The sequence below is a fragment of the Bacillus sp. FSL W7-1360 genome, assembly GCF_038592975.1.
GTDB lineage: Bacteria > Bacillota > Bacilli > Bacillales > Bacillaceae_D > Shouchella > Shouchella lonarensis.
On sequence record NZ_CP151950.1, the window covers coordinates 2,035,232 to 2,052,577 of the forward strand.

General features: G+C 43.7%; 19 protein-coding genes and 1 pseudogene. 5 read left to right on the top strand and 15 right to left on the bottom strand.

What is annotated here, in order from left to right:
• Positions 1-49 precede the first annotated feature (49 nt).
• From NSQ26_RS10455 to NSQ26_RS10480, 6 genes are all read right to left on the bottom strand, one after another.
• A complete protein-coding gene (locus NSQ26_RS10455) occupies positions 50-544 on the bottom strand; it encodes a GNAT family N-acetyltransferase (RefSeq protein WP_499718121.1) in 495 nt (164 codons plus the stop codon).
• A 30-nt stretch (positions 545-574) separates the two neighbouring features.
• Positions 575-1,384: an alpha/beta fold hydrolase gene (locus NSQ26_RS10460; protein WP_499718122.1), complete on the bottom strand. Its 810-nt coding sequence runs from the start codon at positions 1,382-1,384 to the stop codon at positions 575-577.
• A 162-nt stretch (positions 1,385-1,546) separates the two neighbouring features.
• Positions 1,547-2,032 carry a FixH family protein gene (locus NSQ26_RS10465; RefSeq protein ID WP_499718123.1) on the bottom strand — a complete coding sequence of 162 codons (486 nt, stop codon included), beginning with the start codon at positions 2,030-2,032 and terminating at the stop codon, positions 1,547-1,549.
• Between the two features lie 15 nt (positions 2,033-2,047).
• The gene (locus tag NSQ26_RS10470; protein ID WP_499718124.1) at positions 2,048-3,436 is read right to left on the bottom strand and encodes a sensor histidine kinase; all 1,389 of its coding nucleotides are present in this window, start codon (positions 3,434-3,436) and stop codon (positions 2,048-2,050) included.
• The gene (locus NSQ26_RS10475; RefSeq protein WP_499718125.1) at positions 3,433-4,122 is read right to left on the bottom strand and encodes a response regulator transcription factor; all 690 of its coding nucleotides are present in this window, start codon (positions 4,120-4,122) and stop codon (positions 3,433-3,435) included. The genes NSQ26_RS10470 and NSQ26_RS10475 overlap by 4 nt, the downstream gene beginning before the upstream one ends.
• Positions 4,115-5,089, bottom strand: coding sequence for a YncE family protein (locus NSQ26_RS10480; protein WP_499718126.1), 975 nt, complete (start codon positions 5,087-5,089; stop codon positions 4,115-4,117). The genes NSQ26_RS10475 and NSQ26_RS10480 overlap by 8 nt, the downstream gene beginning before the upstream one ends.
• Positions 5,090-5,254: 165 nt before the next feature.
• Here NSQ26_RS10480 and NSQ26_RS10485 point away from each other — a divergent pair, with 165 nt between their 5' ends.
• Positions 5,255-5,563 (top strand): YutD family protein, encoded by a 309-nt coding sequence (locus NSQ26_RS10485; protein WP_499718127.1) that lies wholly within the window; start codon positions 5,255-5,257, stop codon positions 5,561-5,563.
• A 2-nt stretch (positions 5,564-5,565) separates the two neighbouring features.
• Positions 5,566-6,009, top strand: a complete 444-nt coding sequence (locus tag NSQ26_RS10490) for a DUF86 domain-containing protein (RefSeq protein ID WP_090776724.1) — start codon at positions 5,566-5,568, stop codon at positions 6,007-6,009.
• Positions 6,010-6,050: 41 nt separating this feature from the next.
• On the opposite strand, the gene NSQ26_RS10495 is transcribed toward NSQ26_RS10490, so the two are convergent.
• Together NSQ26_RS10495 and NSQ26_RS10500 are read right to left on the bottom strand one after the other, a co-directional pair.
• Entirely contained in the window at positions 6,051-6,248 is a 198-nt protein-coding gene (locus NSQ26_RS10495) for a hypothetical protein (protein ID WP_090776723.1), read from the bottom strand.
• 14 nt (positions 6,249-6,262) lie between these two features.
• Positions 6,263-6,751 (bottom strand): GNAT family N-acetyltransferase, encoded by a 489-nt coding sequence (locus NSQ26_RS10500; RefSeq protein ID WP_499718128.1) that lies wholly within the window; start codon positions 6,749-6,751, stop codon positions 6,263-6,265.
• Between the two features lie 223 nt (positions 6,752-6,974).
• Here NSQ26_RS10500 and NSQ26_RS10505 point away from each other — a divergent pair, with 223 nt between their 5' ends.
• The gene (locus tag NSQ26_RS10505; protein ID WP_499718129.1) at positions 6,975-7,373 is read left to right on the top strand and encodes a VOC family protein; all 399 of its coding nucleotides are present in this window, start codon (positions 6,975-6,977) and stop codon (positions 7,371-7,373) included.
• 2 nt (positions 7,374-7,375) lie between these two features.
• Positions 7,376-7,927: a GNAT family N-acetyltransferase gene (locus NSQ26_RS10510; protein WP_499718131.1), complete on the top strand. Its 552-nt coding sequence runs from the start codon at positions 7,376-7,378 to the stop codon at positions 7,925-7,927.
• 21 nt (positions 7,928-7,948) lie between these two features.
• On the opposite strand, the gene NSQ26_RS10515 is transcribed toward NSQ26_RS10510, so the two are convergent.
• Positions 7,949-8,413, bottom strand: a complete 465-nt coding sequence (locus NSQ26_RS10515) for an ASCH domain-containing protein (protein ID WP_499718132.1) — start codon at positions 8,411-8,413, stop codon at positions 7,949-7,951.
• A gap of 338 nt (positions 8,414-8,751) precedes the next feature.
• Between NSQ26_RS10515 and NSQ26_RS10520 the strand changes: the two are divergent.
• Positions 8,752-9,967, top strand: a pseudogene (locus tag NSQ26_RS10520) (NupC/NupG family nucleoside CNT transporter).
• Between the two features lie 45 nt (positions 9,968-10,012).
• Here NSQ26_RS10520 and NSQ26_RS10525 read toward each other — a convergent pair.
• From NSQ26_RS10525 to NSQ26_RS10550, 6 genes are all read right to left on the bottom strand, one after another.
• Positions 10,013-10,906 (bottom strand): aminoglycoside 6-adenylyltransferase, encoded by an 894-nt coding sequence (locus tag NSQ26_RS10525; protein WP_499720044.1) that lies wholly within the window; start codon positions 10,904-10,906, stop codon positions 10,013-10,015.
• 81 nt (positions 10,907-10,987) lie between these two features.
• Positions 10,988-12,793 carry a glutamine--fructose-6-phosphate transaminase (isomerizing) gene (gene glmS, locus NSQ26_RS10530; protein WP_499718133.1) on the bottom strand — a complete coding sequence of 602 codons (1,806 nt, stop codon included), beginning with the start codon at positions 12,791-12,793 and terminating at the stop codon, positions 10,988-10,990.
• 379 nt (positions 12,794-13,172) lie between these two features.
• The gene (glmM, locus tag NSQ26_RS10535) at positions 13,173-14,513 is read right to left on the bottom strand and encodes a phosphoglucosamine mutase (protein WP_499718134.1); all 1,341 of its coding nucleotides are present in this window, start codon (positions 14,511-14,513) and stop codon (positions 13,173-13,175) included.
• Positions 14,514-14,536: 23 nt separating this feature from the next.
• A complete protein-coding gene (locus tag NSQ26_RS10540; RefSeq protein ID WP_499718135.1) occupies positions 14,537-15,766 on the bottom strand; it encodes a CdaR family protein in 1,230 nt (409 codons plus the stop codon).
• The gene (cdaA, locus tag NSQ26_RS10545) at positions 15,759-16,586 is read right to left on the bottom strand and encodes a diadenylate cyclase CdaA (RefSeq protein ID WP_499718136.1); all 828 of its coding nucleotides are present in this window, start codon (positions 16,584-16,586) and stop codon (positions 15,759-15,761) included. Before cdaA ends, NSQ26_RS10540 begins: the two co-directional genes overlap by 8 nt.
• Positions 16,587-16,692: 106 nt before the next feature.
• Entirely contained in the window at positions 16,693-17,331 is a 639-nt protein-coding gene (locus NSQ26_RS10550) for an anti-sigma factor family protein (protein ID WP_090776712.1), read from the bottom strand.
• Positions 17,332-17,346 lie beyond the last annotated feature (15 nt).

Sequence of the window (17,346 nt, forward strand, 5' to 3'; positions counted from 1 at the left end):
CACGTTTCACAAATATAATGTTGCATAGGTATCCCCCCGAATATAATATTTAACGTTCACCTGAATAGATAACATGATTTTTCCCAAACACAAATGATTTCTTTTCCTCGCGCAAACCAATTTTCTCGGCGACACGACGCGACGGCATATTGTCCGGTACAATGATACTAATGATTCGGTTCAATCCTAACGTTTCAAACGCATAGTTTTTACAAGCGAACGCAGCTTCAGAACCAAAGCCTTGTGACCAGTGATTTTTATCAATATGATAACCCACTTCCACTTCGGTACAGCCATCGACTGTTTGCTTAACCAATCCACAATCACCGATCAATGTTTGACTCTCCCGTAAGCAAACTGCCCAGAGCCCAAAGCCATTTTCTTCATAGCTTTCCTGATTCCATCTCACCCAAGCTTCTGTCTTCTCATAGCTAAACGGGGATGGATAATGCGCCATCGTTTCACGATCAGAGAAAATCTCATGCAGCCGCGGAATATCATCTTCTGTAAACGGACGTAAGCATAGTCGTTTTGTTTCTATCATTCACAAACGCCTCCTTTGTAAACCTTTACACTAGGTTTCTATTCTATCCAACCATTCATTGATAAGCGCATGAAACACTTGTGGTTGCTCAATTTGTAAGTTATGGCCCGCTATATCGAGTACAGCAAATGTGCTGCGCGGGTACTTGTCCATGATGTTGAGCGCATCTTGGTAGCCAACAACCGAATCTTGCTTTCCTAAAAGGAATACACTCGGCTTCTCAAATGGTACATCGTCCACTTCAAATGAAAATTGATATTGCTCCTTCACTTTGTTCAAAAATAATTGGTCAGCAATATTGCATCCGGACATAATTTCATTTTTATACCGTAACCAATTGTACTCATCAAGCACCACTTGGTCACTTTTGAACTGTTCTAACTCTTCTTTTGATAAACGCTTTATAAAGGCTTCGTCTATCTTCATGATTTTATGTTTCTCTACCGTTCTATCTTCGTTTAAAGGAAGGATGACCGGACAAATAAAGGCTGCGCCGAGTATGCGCTCTTTTTGCTGATGAATAAGTCCCCTTGCAATGTAGCCACCGTAAGATTCACCAGCAACGATATAGGATTCACCAGGCAGAATCGCTTGGACAAAATCTGAAACAGCACCCAACATCTCATCAGACGAGCTGATTTCGTGATAATTTTTTGTCATGCCCATTCCTGGTAAATCAATATAAATACGGCGCCATCCGTCCCTTTCAGCAACTATCGGTTCCATACAACCACTCATTAAGCGATGGTCCGGTGTATAGCCGTGTAGCATCACAATCGGTTTCCCTTCCCCTATATCCTCATAATAAATATCAGCTTGTCGCACTTTGCAGTAGGGCATATTAATCCTTCTTTCTCTAAAAGTCTGTGTTCCGCAACATTGACGAAAGCGTATTCGCAGTTTAACATAACAGAGAAATCACTGTACAATGAAATGCTCAAACATTTATTCCACTACAACACGAAAAAAGCCACAGCCCCAAGCTGCAGCCTCTCTCCCATATTAATGCCCGCCATGTCCACCGCTCTCATCGTCTTTCTCATCCTCATCTTCTTCAAAAGCGGCTTTTTCTTCCTCAGACACGTCACCCACAAAAATTGATTCTTTCGGCATTACGTGCATATCTTTTGCTGTGACATGGGCTTGTACGATGTAAATGCCGTCCTCTTCAAATGTATGCGTAGCATGATATAAACCGTCTCCCTCAAGTTTCCCGTCATAGAAAACAGCGTCATCTTTTTTATCTTGTTTCCACACTTCAAATCGCACTTCATCTGCATCAGCAACTGTCTCACCTTTATAAGTCACTTCAGCTTTTAAATCTACTTCTTCATTCAGTGGCGCTTCGTCCTTCATCGGGATTTCTACTTCCACCATTTCAACCGCCTCTTCTTTTTGGGGTTCTTTCTCTTTTTCAGCCGCATCGTTGCCACACGCAACAAGCACCATTAATCCAGCAACACACATCGTTTTTCCAATCCATTTCATCTTCTTCTACCTCCATTATTTTAACATTGGTAACGTCACAATGGCCGTCGTTCCTTTGCCTTCTTCTGATTTTAACTGAAACTTCCCTTGATGCTTGGCAACAATTTGTGACACGATTGACAGTCCTAACCCTGTGCCGCCATCGCTTCGACTCCGTCCTTTGTGCACCCGGTAAAATCGTTCCGTCACTGCCTGCAAATCAACAATAGGGATGCCACTTCCTTGGTCTGCCAACACAAACTGGCAGGATGAACCTTCACGATACAATGTAAGTGTGATCGTTTGATTTACAGAAGAATACGTCAGCGCGTTATCGAGTAAGTTACCGATTACTTGCTGGAGTCGGTCGCTATCACCTTCCACAATTACCGTCTCATCCAAATCGAGTACAAGCGCCACTTCTTTTTGCTGTGCCCGCAACGCGAACGTTGCTGTCACTTCGCGGATCAATTCGGCAAAAACAAGCACCTGTTCACGCATCTTATACGTATCACCTTCGAGTTGCGCTAAATCAAGCAAATCATGAACCAACCGTTCCATTCGGGCTACTTCTTTTGTGACAATTGCCATCCCTTTTTCTGTCTCAACGACGCCTTCGGTTACAGCCTCGGCGTAGCCCTTCATGTAACTAAGCGGTGTCCTAAGCTCATGTGCAACATCTGCTAAAAAAGCACGCCGATTTTGCTCAGTCTCGCCTAACGCTTGTGCGAGACGATTGATTGCATGAGCCAACTCAGAAAATTCCACTGTAGACTGCTTTGTTGGCAAGCGTGCCTGCAAATCGCCCAGAGCCATTTTTTTTGCCTGTTCTTTTACTTGTAATAATGGATCGACCAAACGGCGGCTCACACGATGACCAACAAAGGCAATCGCTACAATCACAAGTATAATCATTCCATAAAGTAAGGGCTGCACTTCAGAAAACGCTTCGTACACATCAGCTAATGGCAAGGAACTGAATACAACCCCCTCAAGCCGCTCGTCGACGATAAGCGGTAAGACTACCCCAAGCAATTCTTGGTTAAAACGAGGATGCGCCCGCCGCACAACAACCGTTTCTCCTTGTAGTAGTTGCTCACGCTCTGCTAGTGTAATGAGATGATAATCGGTATCTTCTTCAAATAACGCACCACTTGCCAACACCATTGGATCCTCACTATACGTGAACGTTGCTTCCGAGCTGCCATTCGCCCATGTGACACGATCTTGGAAATACGCTTGTGCGCCCTCCGTTTCATAAATATGAACAAGTGCCTCACCCTCTAACAACATCATTTCCAATTGTTTATCAACATAAAGCCGTTCGTATAAAAAAAATAGTAGCGCAAGCACCGCAACAACGAGCAACAACATGACGACAACGATGCCTGTCCACACTTTCGTTCGAGTCGACCATTGCCTCATCGTACACCCTCAAATTTATAACCAATACCCCATACCGTCTGAACGAATCTCCCTGCTTCACCAAGCTTTAAGCGCAACGTCTTAATATGCGTGTCCACCGTCCGTAATGTACTATGGTCCCGGTATTCATCCCATACTTGTCGAAACAATTGTTCGCGCGAAAATGCTTGTCCCCTATGCTCAGCTAAAAACAGTAAAAGTTCGTACTCTCTACGAGTGAGACGCACCACGTCTCCGGCGATATAAACTTCCCGCCCCCCGCGGTCAATCAAAAGCTCACCAGCAACAATTGTATCCGCCATCCGCGGTACATCATACGACCGGCGCAGTACCGCTTCAACGCGGGCAAGCAATTCTTTCGGACTAAACGGCTTCACCACATAATCATCTGCACCAAGCTTTAACGCTTTAATTTTATCTTCTTCGTGACTACGTGCTGTCAGCATGATCACTGGCAGCACATGCGTCTTGCGAATCGTTTCACAAACGGAAAACCCATCTAGCCCGTCCATCATCACATCTAAAATCACAAGATCAACCGACGAAGATGCGAGCATCTGCAACGCGTGATTCCCATCCGCCGCACATAACACATGGTACGCTTCTTTTTTCAAATAGAGAGAAACGAGCTCCCGTAATTCACGCTCATCATCAACGACAAGCACTGTTTTCATTGTGTTATTCATGCCATTCCTCCATCAACATTGCATGAGGTCCTCCAGCAACTGGCACTTCTTTTTTAACCGTGAATGTCGCCTCATCAATGATCGAGATTGAATCGCTATCCACATTACTTACGTACAACACCCCGTCTCGACGATAAATATAATTCGGGTTTTGACCGACACGTACCGTGCGTGTCACTTGTTGTGCTTCTCGGTCTATTTCATACAAATGATCATCCCCGTGCGAAACAACATAAAGAGAGCGCCCGTCCACACTGGATATCGTGGCAATCGGCATCAAGCCTACCTCTACTTCAGCAACTTGTTCGCCTGTACGCACATCATACGCATACACCGACTTATTCAACTCACCCATCGCTCCGTGTCCACCAACCCATAACCATTGTCCGTCGAAAAACAGTCCAGTTGCCCGGTCTTCTACCGCAAAAGTGCGCGTAACAGCCTCCTTGTTCAAGTCAATCTCACTCACTTTACAAGCAGATACATCAAGTACAAACAAACGATCGTCGCCAGAAAGTAGCAGTTCATCGGGCACACCTGCAACCTCAATCGATACTTCCAAAGACTTTGCTTGAGGATCAATCCGATGTACTTGCCCGGTCTTAGGATCAGCAACGTAAACACGATTCCGTTCTTCAGAAAAGGCAACATCACTGAATCCCGACCCTACATCTGTTAATGAGGTAAGAACACCTTCTGTTTTTGCAAGCTGCTGTAATGCCCCGGACTGTTTTTGTAACGCCCATAAATACGTGTCATTGACTTGGATCATTTTTTGCCATGCCACTTCTAATGGGACTGTCTGCACAACTTCATATGTATGTGGATCGACAAATGTTAGCGCAGGATCTTTCAAATGAGATACAACTAAAAAAGGACTCCCTTCTTCTGGTAAAGTCACTCTCGCTTCCTTGACGCACGCACTAATCAAAACCACGACAAGTAACATCAAGCTCACACGCCGCATCCTCTCACCCCCAAGCAACTATCTTTAGCTTACAAAATAAATGTGAAATAAGAACGAACTTCTTTCAATTCTTTCACCCTACATATAAAACATACACCATTACAGCAAAGATTGAAATTGTATGGTAAACTATTGAAAGAAACAAACAAATAGGAGGTGCACGTGATGGTTGTCATATCAGGTGTCTCTTTTGAACTCGTTCACGATGAAAAAAACGGCTGGGACGAAGTCGCTTTTCAAGAACGTTATAGTGATGTATTAAATAAATATGACTACATTGTTGGCGACTGGGGTTATAACCAACTCCGGCTACGTGGCTTTTTTGACGACCAAAACAGACGCGCCACTTTCGACAAAAAAATTAGCACCTTACCCGACTATTTATATGAATACTGCAACTTCGGCTGTGCTTACTTTGTGTTAAAACGCGTAAAAACAAACGACCGCTTACATAAAAAGAAGGAGCCTTCGTGATTATGTACTTTGTTGATCAAAAACGAATTGAAGCGACACTCACTTATATTAAAACATTACAACCAATGTTAAATGAGCCACCCCTCCCGAGCGATCTCATTACTCGTCTCGCTTTAGAACGTGCAGCAATGGTGACAATTGAAGCAATCATTGATGTTGGCAACCAAATGATTGATGGCTTCATTATGCGTGATCCAGGCAGCTATGAAGACATCATCGACATCCTCCTAGACGAGCGCGTTCTTGAAAAAACAGACGCAAACGCGTTAAAGCAGCTCATCCGCTACCGCAAAACGCTTGCTTACGATTACACAACAATTGACCACACCAAACTTATCACACGGATGAAAGACAGCGCTGCCAGTGTCGCCCGTTTCCCACAAGCCATTCGCACGTATTTAAAAAATGAGCTTGGTACGGTGACCGCGTTTTTGCCAGAGGAGTGAGGAAAGCGCCTAGGACTCCCACACACATTTTTGTCAGTTATTTAATGTGATTTCTTTTCCTTCGTATCTGAAGAAAGGACAAGTAATAGTAACGTTACCCAAAACAGAAGTCCAGACAGATTGAGAAGAAACACAAGCATATCATTATCCTCTCTTCTTAAATCAAAGAGAATATGCACCAACTTCACCACGCCAGTGACACTAAGCACAACGTAAGCTAAAACACGCATGACACCCACCTAACCCCCTCCACTCACCGCCGCCACTCATAATGCACAAACGTCAGGCCACCCTCGGTCGTATGGCCACAAGCACGAAATCCATTTCGTTCCATTACTTTTTGCGAACCGCGATTGTCTGGCGTTGTTTTTGCCTGAATGATGTCAATCTCAGCCGGTAAATCCCGGAGCAAGTGCGACAGTGCCGCACTTGCCACCCCTTTTCCTACATACGTTTCACCGACACGATAACCCAGTTCCGCTGAACGTTTTGCTTTGTTTACGTCAACAAGGTTGATTCTGCCCGCAATCTCATCTGTTTTCGTTTTAATTAAGTAAAAATAAGAAGTTCCGTCTCGCTGTTCTGCGAGTAATGACTGTTGTCGCTCCAAAAATGTAGCCGGCTCATAGTAGTCGTCACCTCTATCCGGTACGGACTGCCGAAAATATTCACGATGTCTCTTTTCAAATTGAAACAAATCTTCCATGTCACTTTCTTGTAGTGGTGTAATGTTAATATTCATTTTTAAGACCTCCTTATCGCCCGTTCAACTGCAATCGCCACCCGCTTTCCTTACAATACAAGCGATCCTCTCACCTTCTTCGGCACCCTGCCACCACGCACGCATACGAATGACAAATCATCTGTTCAACCGCATTGAGCGTCCCTCTCCTTACATATTTGTTGACCCATTCTTTATATCTATATTATGATAACAAAAACCAGACACAAAATGGGGGTCCATCATGCTTCATCACGTTGAATTGAATGTATCAAACCTTACTGCCTCCAAGCAATTTTGGAGTCCACTGCTAAGTGAGCTCGGTTATACACTCTTCCAATCATGGGACAAAGGGTGTAGTTGGAAAAGCGGCGATACCTACCTTGTCTTTACACAAACAGAAGAAAAATATCAGCATCCACCTTACCACCGGAGACGAACTGGCCTAAATCATCTCGCTTTTCATGCCACTTCTCGCAAACAGGTTGATGACATGACTCGTGCCCTTGAAGAAAAAGGGATAGATATTCTTTACAAAGACCGCCATCCATTCGCTGGTGGATCTAATTATTATGCAGTCTTTTTCGAAGACCCCGATCGGATAAAAGTCGAACTCGTTGCACCGGACAAGAGAGAAGAATGATCATGACTACGATCCGCAAAGCGACAGTTAAAGACGCAGCTAGTATCGCCCGAGTTCACGTCGACAGTTGGCGCACAACGTACAAAGGCATTATCAACCAATCTTATTTAGATCAACTCTGTTACGAAGAAAAAGAAAAGATATGGCGTGCGTATTTTCATAAAGATACGGGACTGCCTATCCGCAATGACACAGCCCTCATCGTTGCAACTTGCGATAACGAAGTGGTGGGTTTTGTGACCGGAGGCCCCGAGAGAAAAAAAGCTGGCATTGATGCAGAATTATACGCCATTTACTTGCGCGACACATATCAGCGCCAAGGCATCGGTCAACGCTTACTCTCCAGCCTCATTACTGAACTAGAAAAATGCGGAAACTCACTGAAAAATATGCTTGTACGTGTCATCCCAGACAATCGCCACGGCGCTTTCTACCGCAAACTAGGAGCCGTTGACGATCATGAAGTAACCTTTCAACTTAGCGGTCAAACGCTGACAGAGGTTGCGCTTAGATGGGATGATATCCCACGCTTAAAACAGTTGTGCTCAAGCTAGGGATGTGAAGAAAGAGTGATTCTATTGCTCCTTCTTCACATCGACGAGTTTAAAGGTTTCACACACAAGTAGCATGTCCTCAGAAAACACGCGATCAATTTTTGACAATTCCTCTGTGAAAAAGGCAACATGAATATTACGCCACTCTTCATACGTGCCTTCTCCTTCAGCCAGCGCAAATGCCTCTGACACCTCGTTAAATGGTACGAGCTGGACATCGACATTTTGAACGATCGCAACCGGTTCCTCACGTTCATTTAAAATCACATCGTACTGACCTACTACTGGTAACGGCTCATTTTCGACTTCATAAAATATGTGTGCTGAACACGTTGCCGTCTTCACCCCATCAATCACTTTCTGCGCTAAACCTTTTGGATCGTCCCCAAATTGACACTCTTTCACAATTAGCTCTTGCCCCTTACCTTCCTCTTCTCTGTTCCTGTCCCAAAACATTTCCCAATATTGTTTTGCTGCTTCATTCATTATTCACCATCTCCTTAGTCACAGTGTATCAACACACATCGGGACTGTCACGATTTTTGTCATAATTTCACGTATTCCCACCGTCATTGACAAATATCCTGATATTTTTTATACTGAAGTAAAGTGGATATTGAAATGATTAACATTGGAAATAATACACTTATATAGAAATACGTTACCGTTTGTATCCGCTTTAATTTAAAAGCTTTGATCAGGATCCGTCAAAACTTTTAAATAATCATGTAAGAAAAACCATTTTTAGGGGAATGTAACAAAGACGGTCTTTCCCACTACGTGCGTCACACGTTATTAAACAAGAATAGGAGGCGTTCTCAATGTTGAACGTTCTATGGGGATTAGGCGGCATGCTCGTGATTTTAGGTATCGCCTACTTATTCTCCAACAACCGAAAATCCATCAACTGGCGGACCATCCTCGGCGCTTTGGCACTGCAATTTTTGTTCGCAGTCATCGTGCTTTGGACCGGTCCTGGTAAATTTTTATTAGAAAAGGTTTCAAATGGTGTTCAAGAGGCCATTGGTACTTCCGGAGACGGTATTGAATTCCTATTTGGAGGCCTTCTTGGGCTTGACGGCATTGGATTTATTTTTGCTTTCCAAGTACTGCCGATCATTATCTTCTTCTCTGCTGTGATTAGTATCCTTTATCACTTCGGGATCATGCAGTTCATCGTTCGCTATATTGGTGGTGGGATTTCTCGCTTACTTGGTACGAGTCAAGCCGAGTCCATTTCCGCTGCTGGAAATATTTTTGTCGGACAAACAGAGGCACCTCTACTTGTAAAGCCTTACTTAAACAAAATGACGACCTCTGAGTTATTTGCTGTAATGACGGGTGGTATGGCAACTGTTGCCGGCTCTGTTATGGCGGGGATTGCTGCATTAGGCATCCCTCTCGAATATTTGCTAGCCGCTACCTTTATGTCTGCACCGGGTGGCTTACTAATGGCCAAAATGCTCATTCCAGAAACAGACGTCAGCGAAACAAAGGATAAGATTAAATTAGAAAACGTCACTGGGTCGGAAAATGTTGTCGACGCTGCTGCAGGTGGGGCAATTGACGGATTAAAACTTGCTCTTAACGTTGCTGCTATGTTAATTGCTTTCGTTTCATTGGTCGCGCTTATCAACTTAATTTTGGGAACCATTACTAATGGTGTTGGGATTGGTACCATTACGCTTGAACAAATCCTAGGATGGGTTTTTGCGCCGTTTGCTTTTATTGCTGGTGTCCCGTGGGCAGAAGCAGTTCAAGCTGGATCTTTTATCGGTCAAAAAAACAATTATGAATGAGTTCATCGGTTTCGCATCCTTAATGGACGCGCAAGCTGGACTGTCCGATCGGACGTTTGCGATCACAAGTTTTGCACTTTGTGGTTTTGCAAATATCAGTTCTGTGGCCATTTTAATTGGTGGGCTTGGCGCCCTTGTTCCTGATCGCCGTGCAATCATCGCAAAATACGGTTTCAAGGCGCTACTAGCGGCCACACTTGTAAACTTAATGAACGCTGTCATTGCTGGTATGCTCATTTAGCATAAGCTCCATGCTTCTCTCCCATCGTGCGGAGAGAAGCATTTTTTAATACCCTGTCGCTGTCCTTACCGGCAGTGCCCGAACACCTTGTAAATATTTAGTCATCCGCTCATCATCTGCGGTCTCATATACAAACTTGAATGCGGCGGCCACCTCTTTTGCCAGCGTACGAAAAAGGTCACAAGCACAAAAAAGCGCCTCCCACATCCGATCTATATCTCCATCAGCATAGGTTTGTTGATACATCTCCCAATAGGAATCCGGTAAATGTTTCTTAAAATCTTTGTTCAGCTTCCCAGTAGAAATGGAAAAACCATGCTTCCAACCAATCCACCACGACACAACTTCATCTAAATCAACCCTGACAACTTGTTCAAATATATACTTTGCATAAGGAACTTCATCGCGCCATAACCCTTTCGCGATGTTTTGTGAACACCACCAAAAGTTGTTACAACAACTAAAAAATTGTTCCGTTGTTGGTTGCTTCACAACATAATCTCGATCCGTCGGAGCAGGAATCGCTGGTAAACAACGATCCTTATCTAATAAAGACTTCGTTAAACTCTCTTTTCCGTATTCTTGCAGCATTGCTTCTTTTGTTTGCAATCGCAAGTCAATCCGATTCCCGTCAGCAAACAACATTAAAAACGCATAGGACTCGTTTGTATCGACGTTCATTCCTGATATATGCGCACATACTTGATCATTTTTATCAGGTTCTTGCATCATAAGTTGCTCACCAAACACACTTAACCATTGTTGATCTTTTACAAATGGAGTAACATCTGTCACTACATACACAATATCATAATCTTGAAACATGTCCTTACGCGCCTTTGGATTTGTTCTCGATCCATTCATATACACCGCGCGAATACGTTCATCTTCTTGCGCCACACCAAGAATCAACTCGTACATCTCTTGTTCACTTCTCATCAACCCGTCTCCTCCTTATTTACAATAAAAAAGCTTGTCATGATGTTACCACCATAACAAGCTTCTTGCAAATTTGACACGTTATTCCACTGTCACACTTTTAGCCAAGTTGCGTGGCTTATCAACGTCACAACCTCGGTGTAGCGCAGCATAATAAGAAATCAGTTGCAGTGGCACAACTGCAACGAGTGGCGCTAACCATTCGTGTACACGCGGCAACACAAACGTATCACCCGGTTGTTCTAATCCTTCCATCGACAAAATGATTGGCGATGCCCCCCGTGCAACCACTTCCTGAACATTGGCACGGATATTTAGATTGACATGCGATTGTGTCGTAAGTGCGATAACAGGTGTGCCTTCTTCAATTAAAGCAATCGTTCCGTGCTTCAATTCACCACCAGCAAATCCTTCTGCTTGAATATAAGAAATCTCTTTTAGTTTTAGTGCGCCTTCTAAAGCTACATAATAATCGACCGCACGCCCAATAAAGAACGTGTTGCGGGTAGTCATCAAATATGTTTTGGCAATCTCTTCAAATACATCTTTTTGACTACACAGTGCCTCAATCGCATTGGCAACAATCCCAAGCTCTTGTAATGGATCAAAATCTAGCTCAATACCCGATACGCGGGCTGTGTCGACTGCTAGTAATGTCAACACTGCCATTTGCGCCGTATACGCCTTCGTGGAAGCCACTGCAATCTCTGGCCCCGCAAACGTATGGAGCGTGAAATCCGCTTCTCGTGATAATGTTGAGCCTGGCACGTTTGTAATTGTCAACGTACGATGACCAAGTTCTTTTACTTTGACGAGCACAGCACGTGAATCTGCTGTTTCGCCACTTTGAGAAATAAACACAAAGAGTGGTTTTTTGGACAACAATGGCATATTATAAACAAACTCACTTGCAATATGCACCTCAACCGGTTTATGTGCAATCTTTTCCATCAGTTGTTTTCCAACAAGGCCTGCATGATAGCTTGTTCCAGCAGCAACGATGTAAACCCGGTCACTTTCTTGCACCACAGTACGAATATCACTATCAAGGCGCGTCTCACCATCCTCATGTTGGTACTTCTGAATGATGTTACGCAATGCAATCGATTGTTCATCAATCTCCTTTAACATGAAGTGATCATACATACCCTTTTCGATGTCGCTTGCATCAAGCTCAGCCTGATAAGGTGCACGTTCTTGGATCACACCATCAGGAGACTTAATCGTCACTGCATCACGGTGAACAAGCACAAGCTCACCATCTTCAATTTCTAAAAATTGATCCGTCACTTGTAGCATCGCCATTGCATCTGAAGAAATGACGTTCACGCCTTCACCGACGCCAATTAAAAGTGGGCTTTTATTTTTTGCCACAAAGATTGTTTCTTTATCTTCTTCATCGAGAAGCGCAATCGCATAAGAACCCTTCATAAGTGAGAGTGCCTGGCGTACTGCTTCTTCTGTCTGAAGTCCGTCTTCTTCCACAAGACGGGCAATCAACTGAACAATCACTTCGGTGTCGGTATCACTAGCAAATGGCACACCTACTAAGTACGCCTGTTTGAGTGAATCGGCATTTTCAATCACACCATTATGCACGAGCGTGAACCGACCACTTTCACTTTGATGTGGATGCGCATTCCGTTTGCTCGGCACACCATGTGTCGCCCAACGGGTATGACCAATGCCAACTGATGCCATCACATCTTGATCTATCGCGGTACGCAACGTGGCAATTCGTCCCTGCTCTTTAAATACATACGTGCCCTGCTCATTCCGTAAAGCAATACCCGCTGAGTCATAACCCCGATACTCCAGCTTCTCTAAACCAGAAAGCAATGGTTCCTTTGCATCATCGGTTCCGATATAACCTACAATTCCACACATAATTCTTTTCCTCCCGTAGTGGGAGCACACCTACAGGGGCAGACGTGCCCCCACTCTTTGTATTGGTGCATGCGACCTCTGTCTTTGTGCAACAAGTCACCTTGTTGTTTTTACAGAAGCTTACGGCTGTCATGCAGCAACCGGAGGGAATCCGCCGAAGTTCGATTAGCCCTCTCCTCGTCAACTGATCTGTCATCAGTCCTGGCGCTTTAAATGTATGAATAGATCATTCATACGCTCTCCATCTTATAACAAAGTTAAAGAGAAAGTCAACACCTTTTCTCTCAAGCAGTATATTCACTACAGCCATCCGTCGTGCATACATCTTTATCACAAGAAGCGAACACCCAAAACCGTGTCCGCTTCTTTATGTGTAAAGTTATGCACCCAGCTCTTCTTCAACAACCGTGACAATCTGTTTTACATACACCGCACATTGCTCATCTGTCTCTGCTTCTACCATGACGCGCACGAGCGGTTCTGTCCCGGATGGCCGTACAAGAACACGCCCATTTCCTGCCATTTCGTCTTCAACCTTTGCAATCACTTGTTTCACACGCTCATTTTCCTTCACTGCATTACGGTCAGTGACTTTGACATTTACAAGCGTTTGTGGAAACTTTGCCATTTCTCCCGCGAGTGCTGACAGCGACTGCTCAGATTGCTTTAAAATGCTCGCCAACTGCAATCCTGATAGCAAACCATCTCCAGTCGTGTTGTAATCCAAGAAAATAATATGCCCTGATTGCTCTCCCCCAAGATTAAAGCCACCTTTACGCATCGCTTCCATTACATAACGGTCCCCAACTGCGGTTTGCTCAGAATGGATTTCTCTAGATGCTAGTGTTTTATAAAAGCCTAGATTGCTCATCACGGTTGACACCACCGTGTCATGTTGCAGTCTTCCTTGATCCTTCAAATAAGACCCAATGATAAACATCATTTCATCGCCATCTACAATATTCCCTTTCTCATCAACCGCAATGAGCCGATCAGCATCACCATCAAATGCTAGACCAATATCGGCACCTTCCTCTACAACAAATGAAGCGAGTGCTTCAGGATGAGTTGAACCACAACCTTCATTAATATTCACACCGTTCGGTGACGATCCCATCGTTAAAATATCCGCATTTAAATCCGCAAAAAGGTGTGTCGCTAGAGAAGAAGCTGCCCCATTGGCACAATCTATAGCAATACGTAATCCCGCCAGATCTCCTTCAATTGTGTGCTTTAAAAATTGCATATACTTTTGTGCGCCTTCAAAGTAATCATTCACTTGACCCACACCACCACCAGTAGGTCGCGGCATCTTATCTTCTGCATCCATGTAATTTTCGATCTCGATTTCTTGTTTATCCAGTAACTTAAATCCATCTGATCCAAAAAATTTAATGCCGTTATCCGCTACTGGGTTGTGAGAAGCAGAAATCATCGCTCCGGCGGTAGCGTTTAACTGTTTTGTCAAATAAGCGACACCAGGAGTAGAAATCACTCCTACACGCATGACTTCAACCCCTATAGAGAGAAAACCCGCCGTCAACGCCGCTTCTAACATTTCACCCGAAATACGTGTATCACGCCCAATTAGTACTTTTGGACACTGCACCTCTTTTGTTAAAACATATCCTCCTGCACGACCTAACTTAAATGCCAATTCTGGTGTCAACTCTGTGTTAGCGACGCCACGCACACCATCTGTACCAAAATACTTTGCCATCATTCAAAATCCCCTTCCATCAACTACGACTGCACGTAAACGCGTACTTCTTTCTCTGTTTCAAATTGTACATAAAAAGGACCTGTTACCTTTAAAGGTAACGTATGCTCGCCGTGATCTAACTGGCTCACATCCACTGTTACATGTATATCTTCAGCTGAAATTTGCTTCAAGCGCGACGCAGTACCAAAGACAGTTACATCCACTGTCTCCTCAGACCCCTCCATAAAAACCACTTGCTGGTCGTCATTTTTACCTGTCACTTTGATCGGACGCGACACAAATGTTTTCGACTGCTCCTCCGCTAATTGAAATGAGGCAGTCACTTCTTTCGGTTCAACTCTTTCGATCCCTTTAGGCATGCGCACTTTTGCAGAAAATTTTTCTTCATTAGACATACCCGCTAAGTCAATTGGTTCACTCTCAACAAATTCAATCTCCTCTAGTATATCGTTTGATCCGTAAATCGTCACCTCATTTGGTTCGATTTCTATCTCATCAATGCCCATCCCTTCAGGAAAATCATTTTCTGTTGTCAACTTCACTGGAACAAGTTTTGTTGGACTTGTAATTGGGACTGACACGGACACAAACTTTGGCTCTACATTTAAATCAAGCTCGTTACCGTCCTCATCATAGAGGTAGACCTGGAATTCATCTTCAATACTCTCCATTGCACCTGTCACATCCACAAATACTTTTGCCTCAGAAATTTGTTGCAATATATCTACAGCCCCAATGACTTCGACATTGACCGGCGTCACAATGGGTGAACCGACCGTGTATTCATCATCTAATGTCTCCACATTCTTAAGTTCCGCGTGCACCGGAACAGAAGAAACCTGTTTTTCCTTTAATGTTACCGTCGCAACTTGTGGTTGAACAGTGACAGACAAATCACTTGGAAAATTACGGGTCTGTACAACCAACGTTTGTTCTCCTTCTGTCATCACTTCCGTCGCATCAACAAACACTTCTGTCGAACGACCATTTGTTAATTGAAACAACGTAATAGACACTTGAGATCCTTGCAATTCCACACTCACGGTCTCCTGTTGATTGACTAACTCATACCGTGCTTCATCATACAAAACTTTTAATGGGACATTTTCCAGTGTATAAGAAGATTGAGACGCTTCTGGCACAAGCGATGGTTTACCTAAGTAGTCTTGATTCACCATCGCAAAAAGCATGAGCGCAATAAAAAAAGCAAGGATACGGACAAACCAAATACTGTTAAATAATTTATCCATCCTTTTTCCCTCCCCACTGCCAACGAACATCAGCTGCTGTGGTTGCACGCACTAGCGACTGCTTGAGCATTTCTTCTAACTGTTTCTCTGTCAATTCACGATACAGCGTCCCATTTTTAGATACAGAAATACTGCCTGTCTCTTCTGAGACGACAACTGTCAAACAATCAGTCATCTCACTAATCCCTAGCGCAGCGCGATGACGTGTGCCAAGCTCTTTTGAAATCGTCACGTCCTCTGACAAAGGCAGATAACAACCTGCCGCTAAAATTTTGTCTCCTTTCACGACGACAGCACCATCATGCAACGGCGTATTAGGAACGAATATATTAATTAACAACTCTGAAGTCAAAACAGCATGGATTGGAATACCAGTCTCAACATAATCATTTAAACCCGTCTCTCTTTCAACTGACACAAGTGCGCCGATCCGTCTCTTACTCATATACATTGACGCTTTCACAATTGCGTCCACTGTCGAATGTATTCGTTCATCTTTTGGTGTAGGTCGACCTGTAAACCACCGACTACGCCCAAGTTGCTCCAACCCTCGCCGCAATTCAGGTTGGAAAATAATAATAATAGCTAAAAGACCAAAAGTCGCCGTTTGCTTCGTAATAAATTCCAGTGTGCTTAAACCTAAAAGATTGCTCACAAACCAAACAATAAAAATCACAGCAATCCCCTTTACCAATTGGACTGCCCTCGTTCCACGAATAATCATAATTAATTTATATACGACATACGTTACAAGCAAAATATCAACAATTTGACGTACATACGTCAGCCATGGCCACACATCATAGTTTAATGAAAGCATATGCCCGCCTCCATATCTCAACTTTAACAACCAAAAAAATTTGTTCATCCTTAGCATCGACATTGTTGCTGACTTTCAACCATCAAGTGATTGGAAAATCAAGAACTTAGTCGTCTTTATTAAAAATAGATACCACGTCGATAAAGAATTGCTTTATATTATACCAAGTCCACGCAAGCGCTTGGTCAATCTCCTCAATTTCACCAGTAACATGACTGACAGAAGCCATCAATGATTCATTGAGCTCACTATTTAACAAAAGGACATCGCCTTTTACCTCCCCTTCAAGCTGAAGCTCTCCATTACGAACCATTAAATCGCCTTCAATCACTGCCCCTTTTGGCACAGTTACAATCCCTTTTTCTTTGTCAATAACAAAAGGACCGTTTCCCGATACAACAATATCCTGACCGCTGTAATCCCATGATGCAAAGACAGATGTCGACATCATTAATAAAAACACCGCTACTGCAACGAGGATTGGATGACGTTGTAACTTCCGTTTGAAACGTGACACCTTCTTTTGCTTTGGTAATTGCGACATCACACATGCCGTGAGATTGGCCGGGGCCTCTATATGAGAAGAACTTTGAATAAACGCTATCGACTTTTTTAACTCCTTCAAATGCTGTTCACAAGCAGCGCAAGAGGACATATGCTGGTACATTGCAGCAGTTTCTTCTTTTGTTGCCTCGCCATCCAAATATCTATGAATGACTTCATTATAGAATTGACAAGTAGACACACATACCCCCTCCTT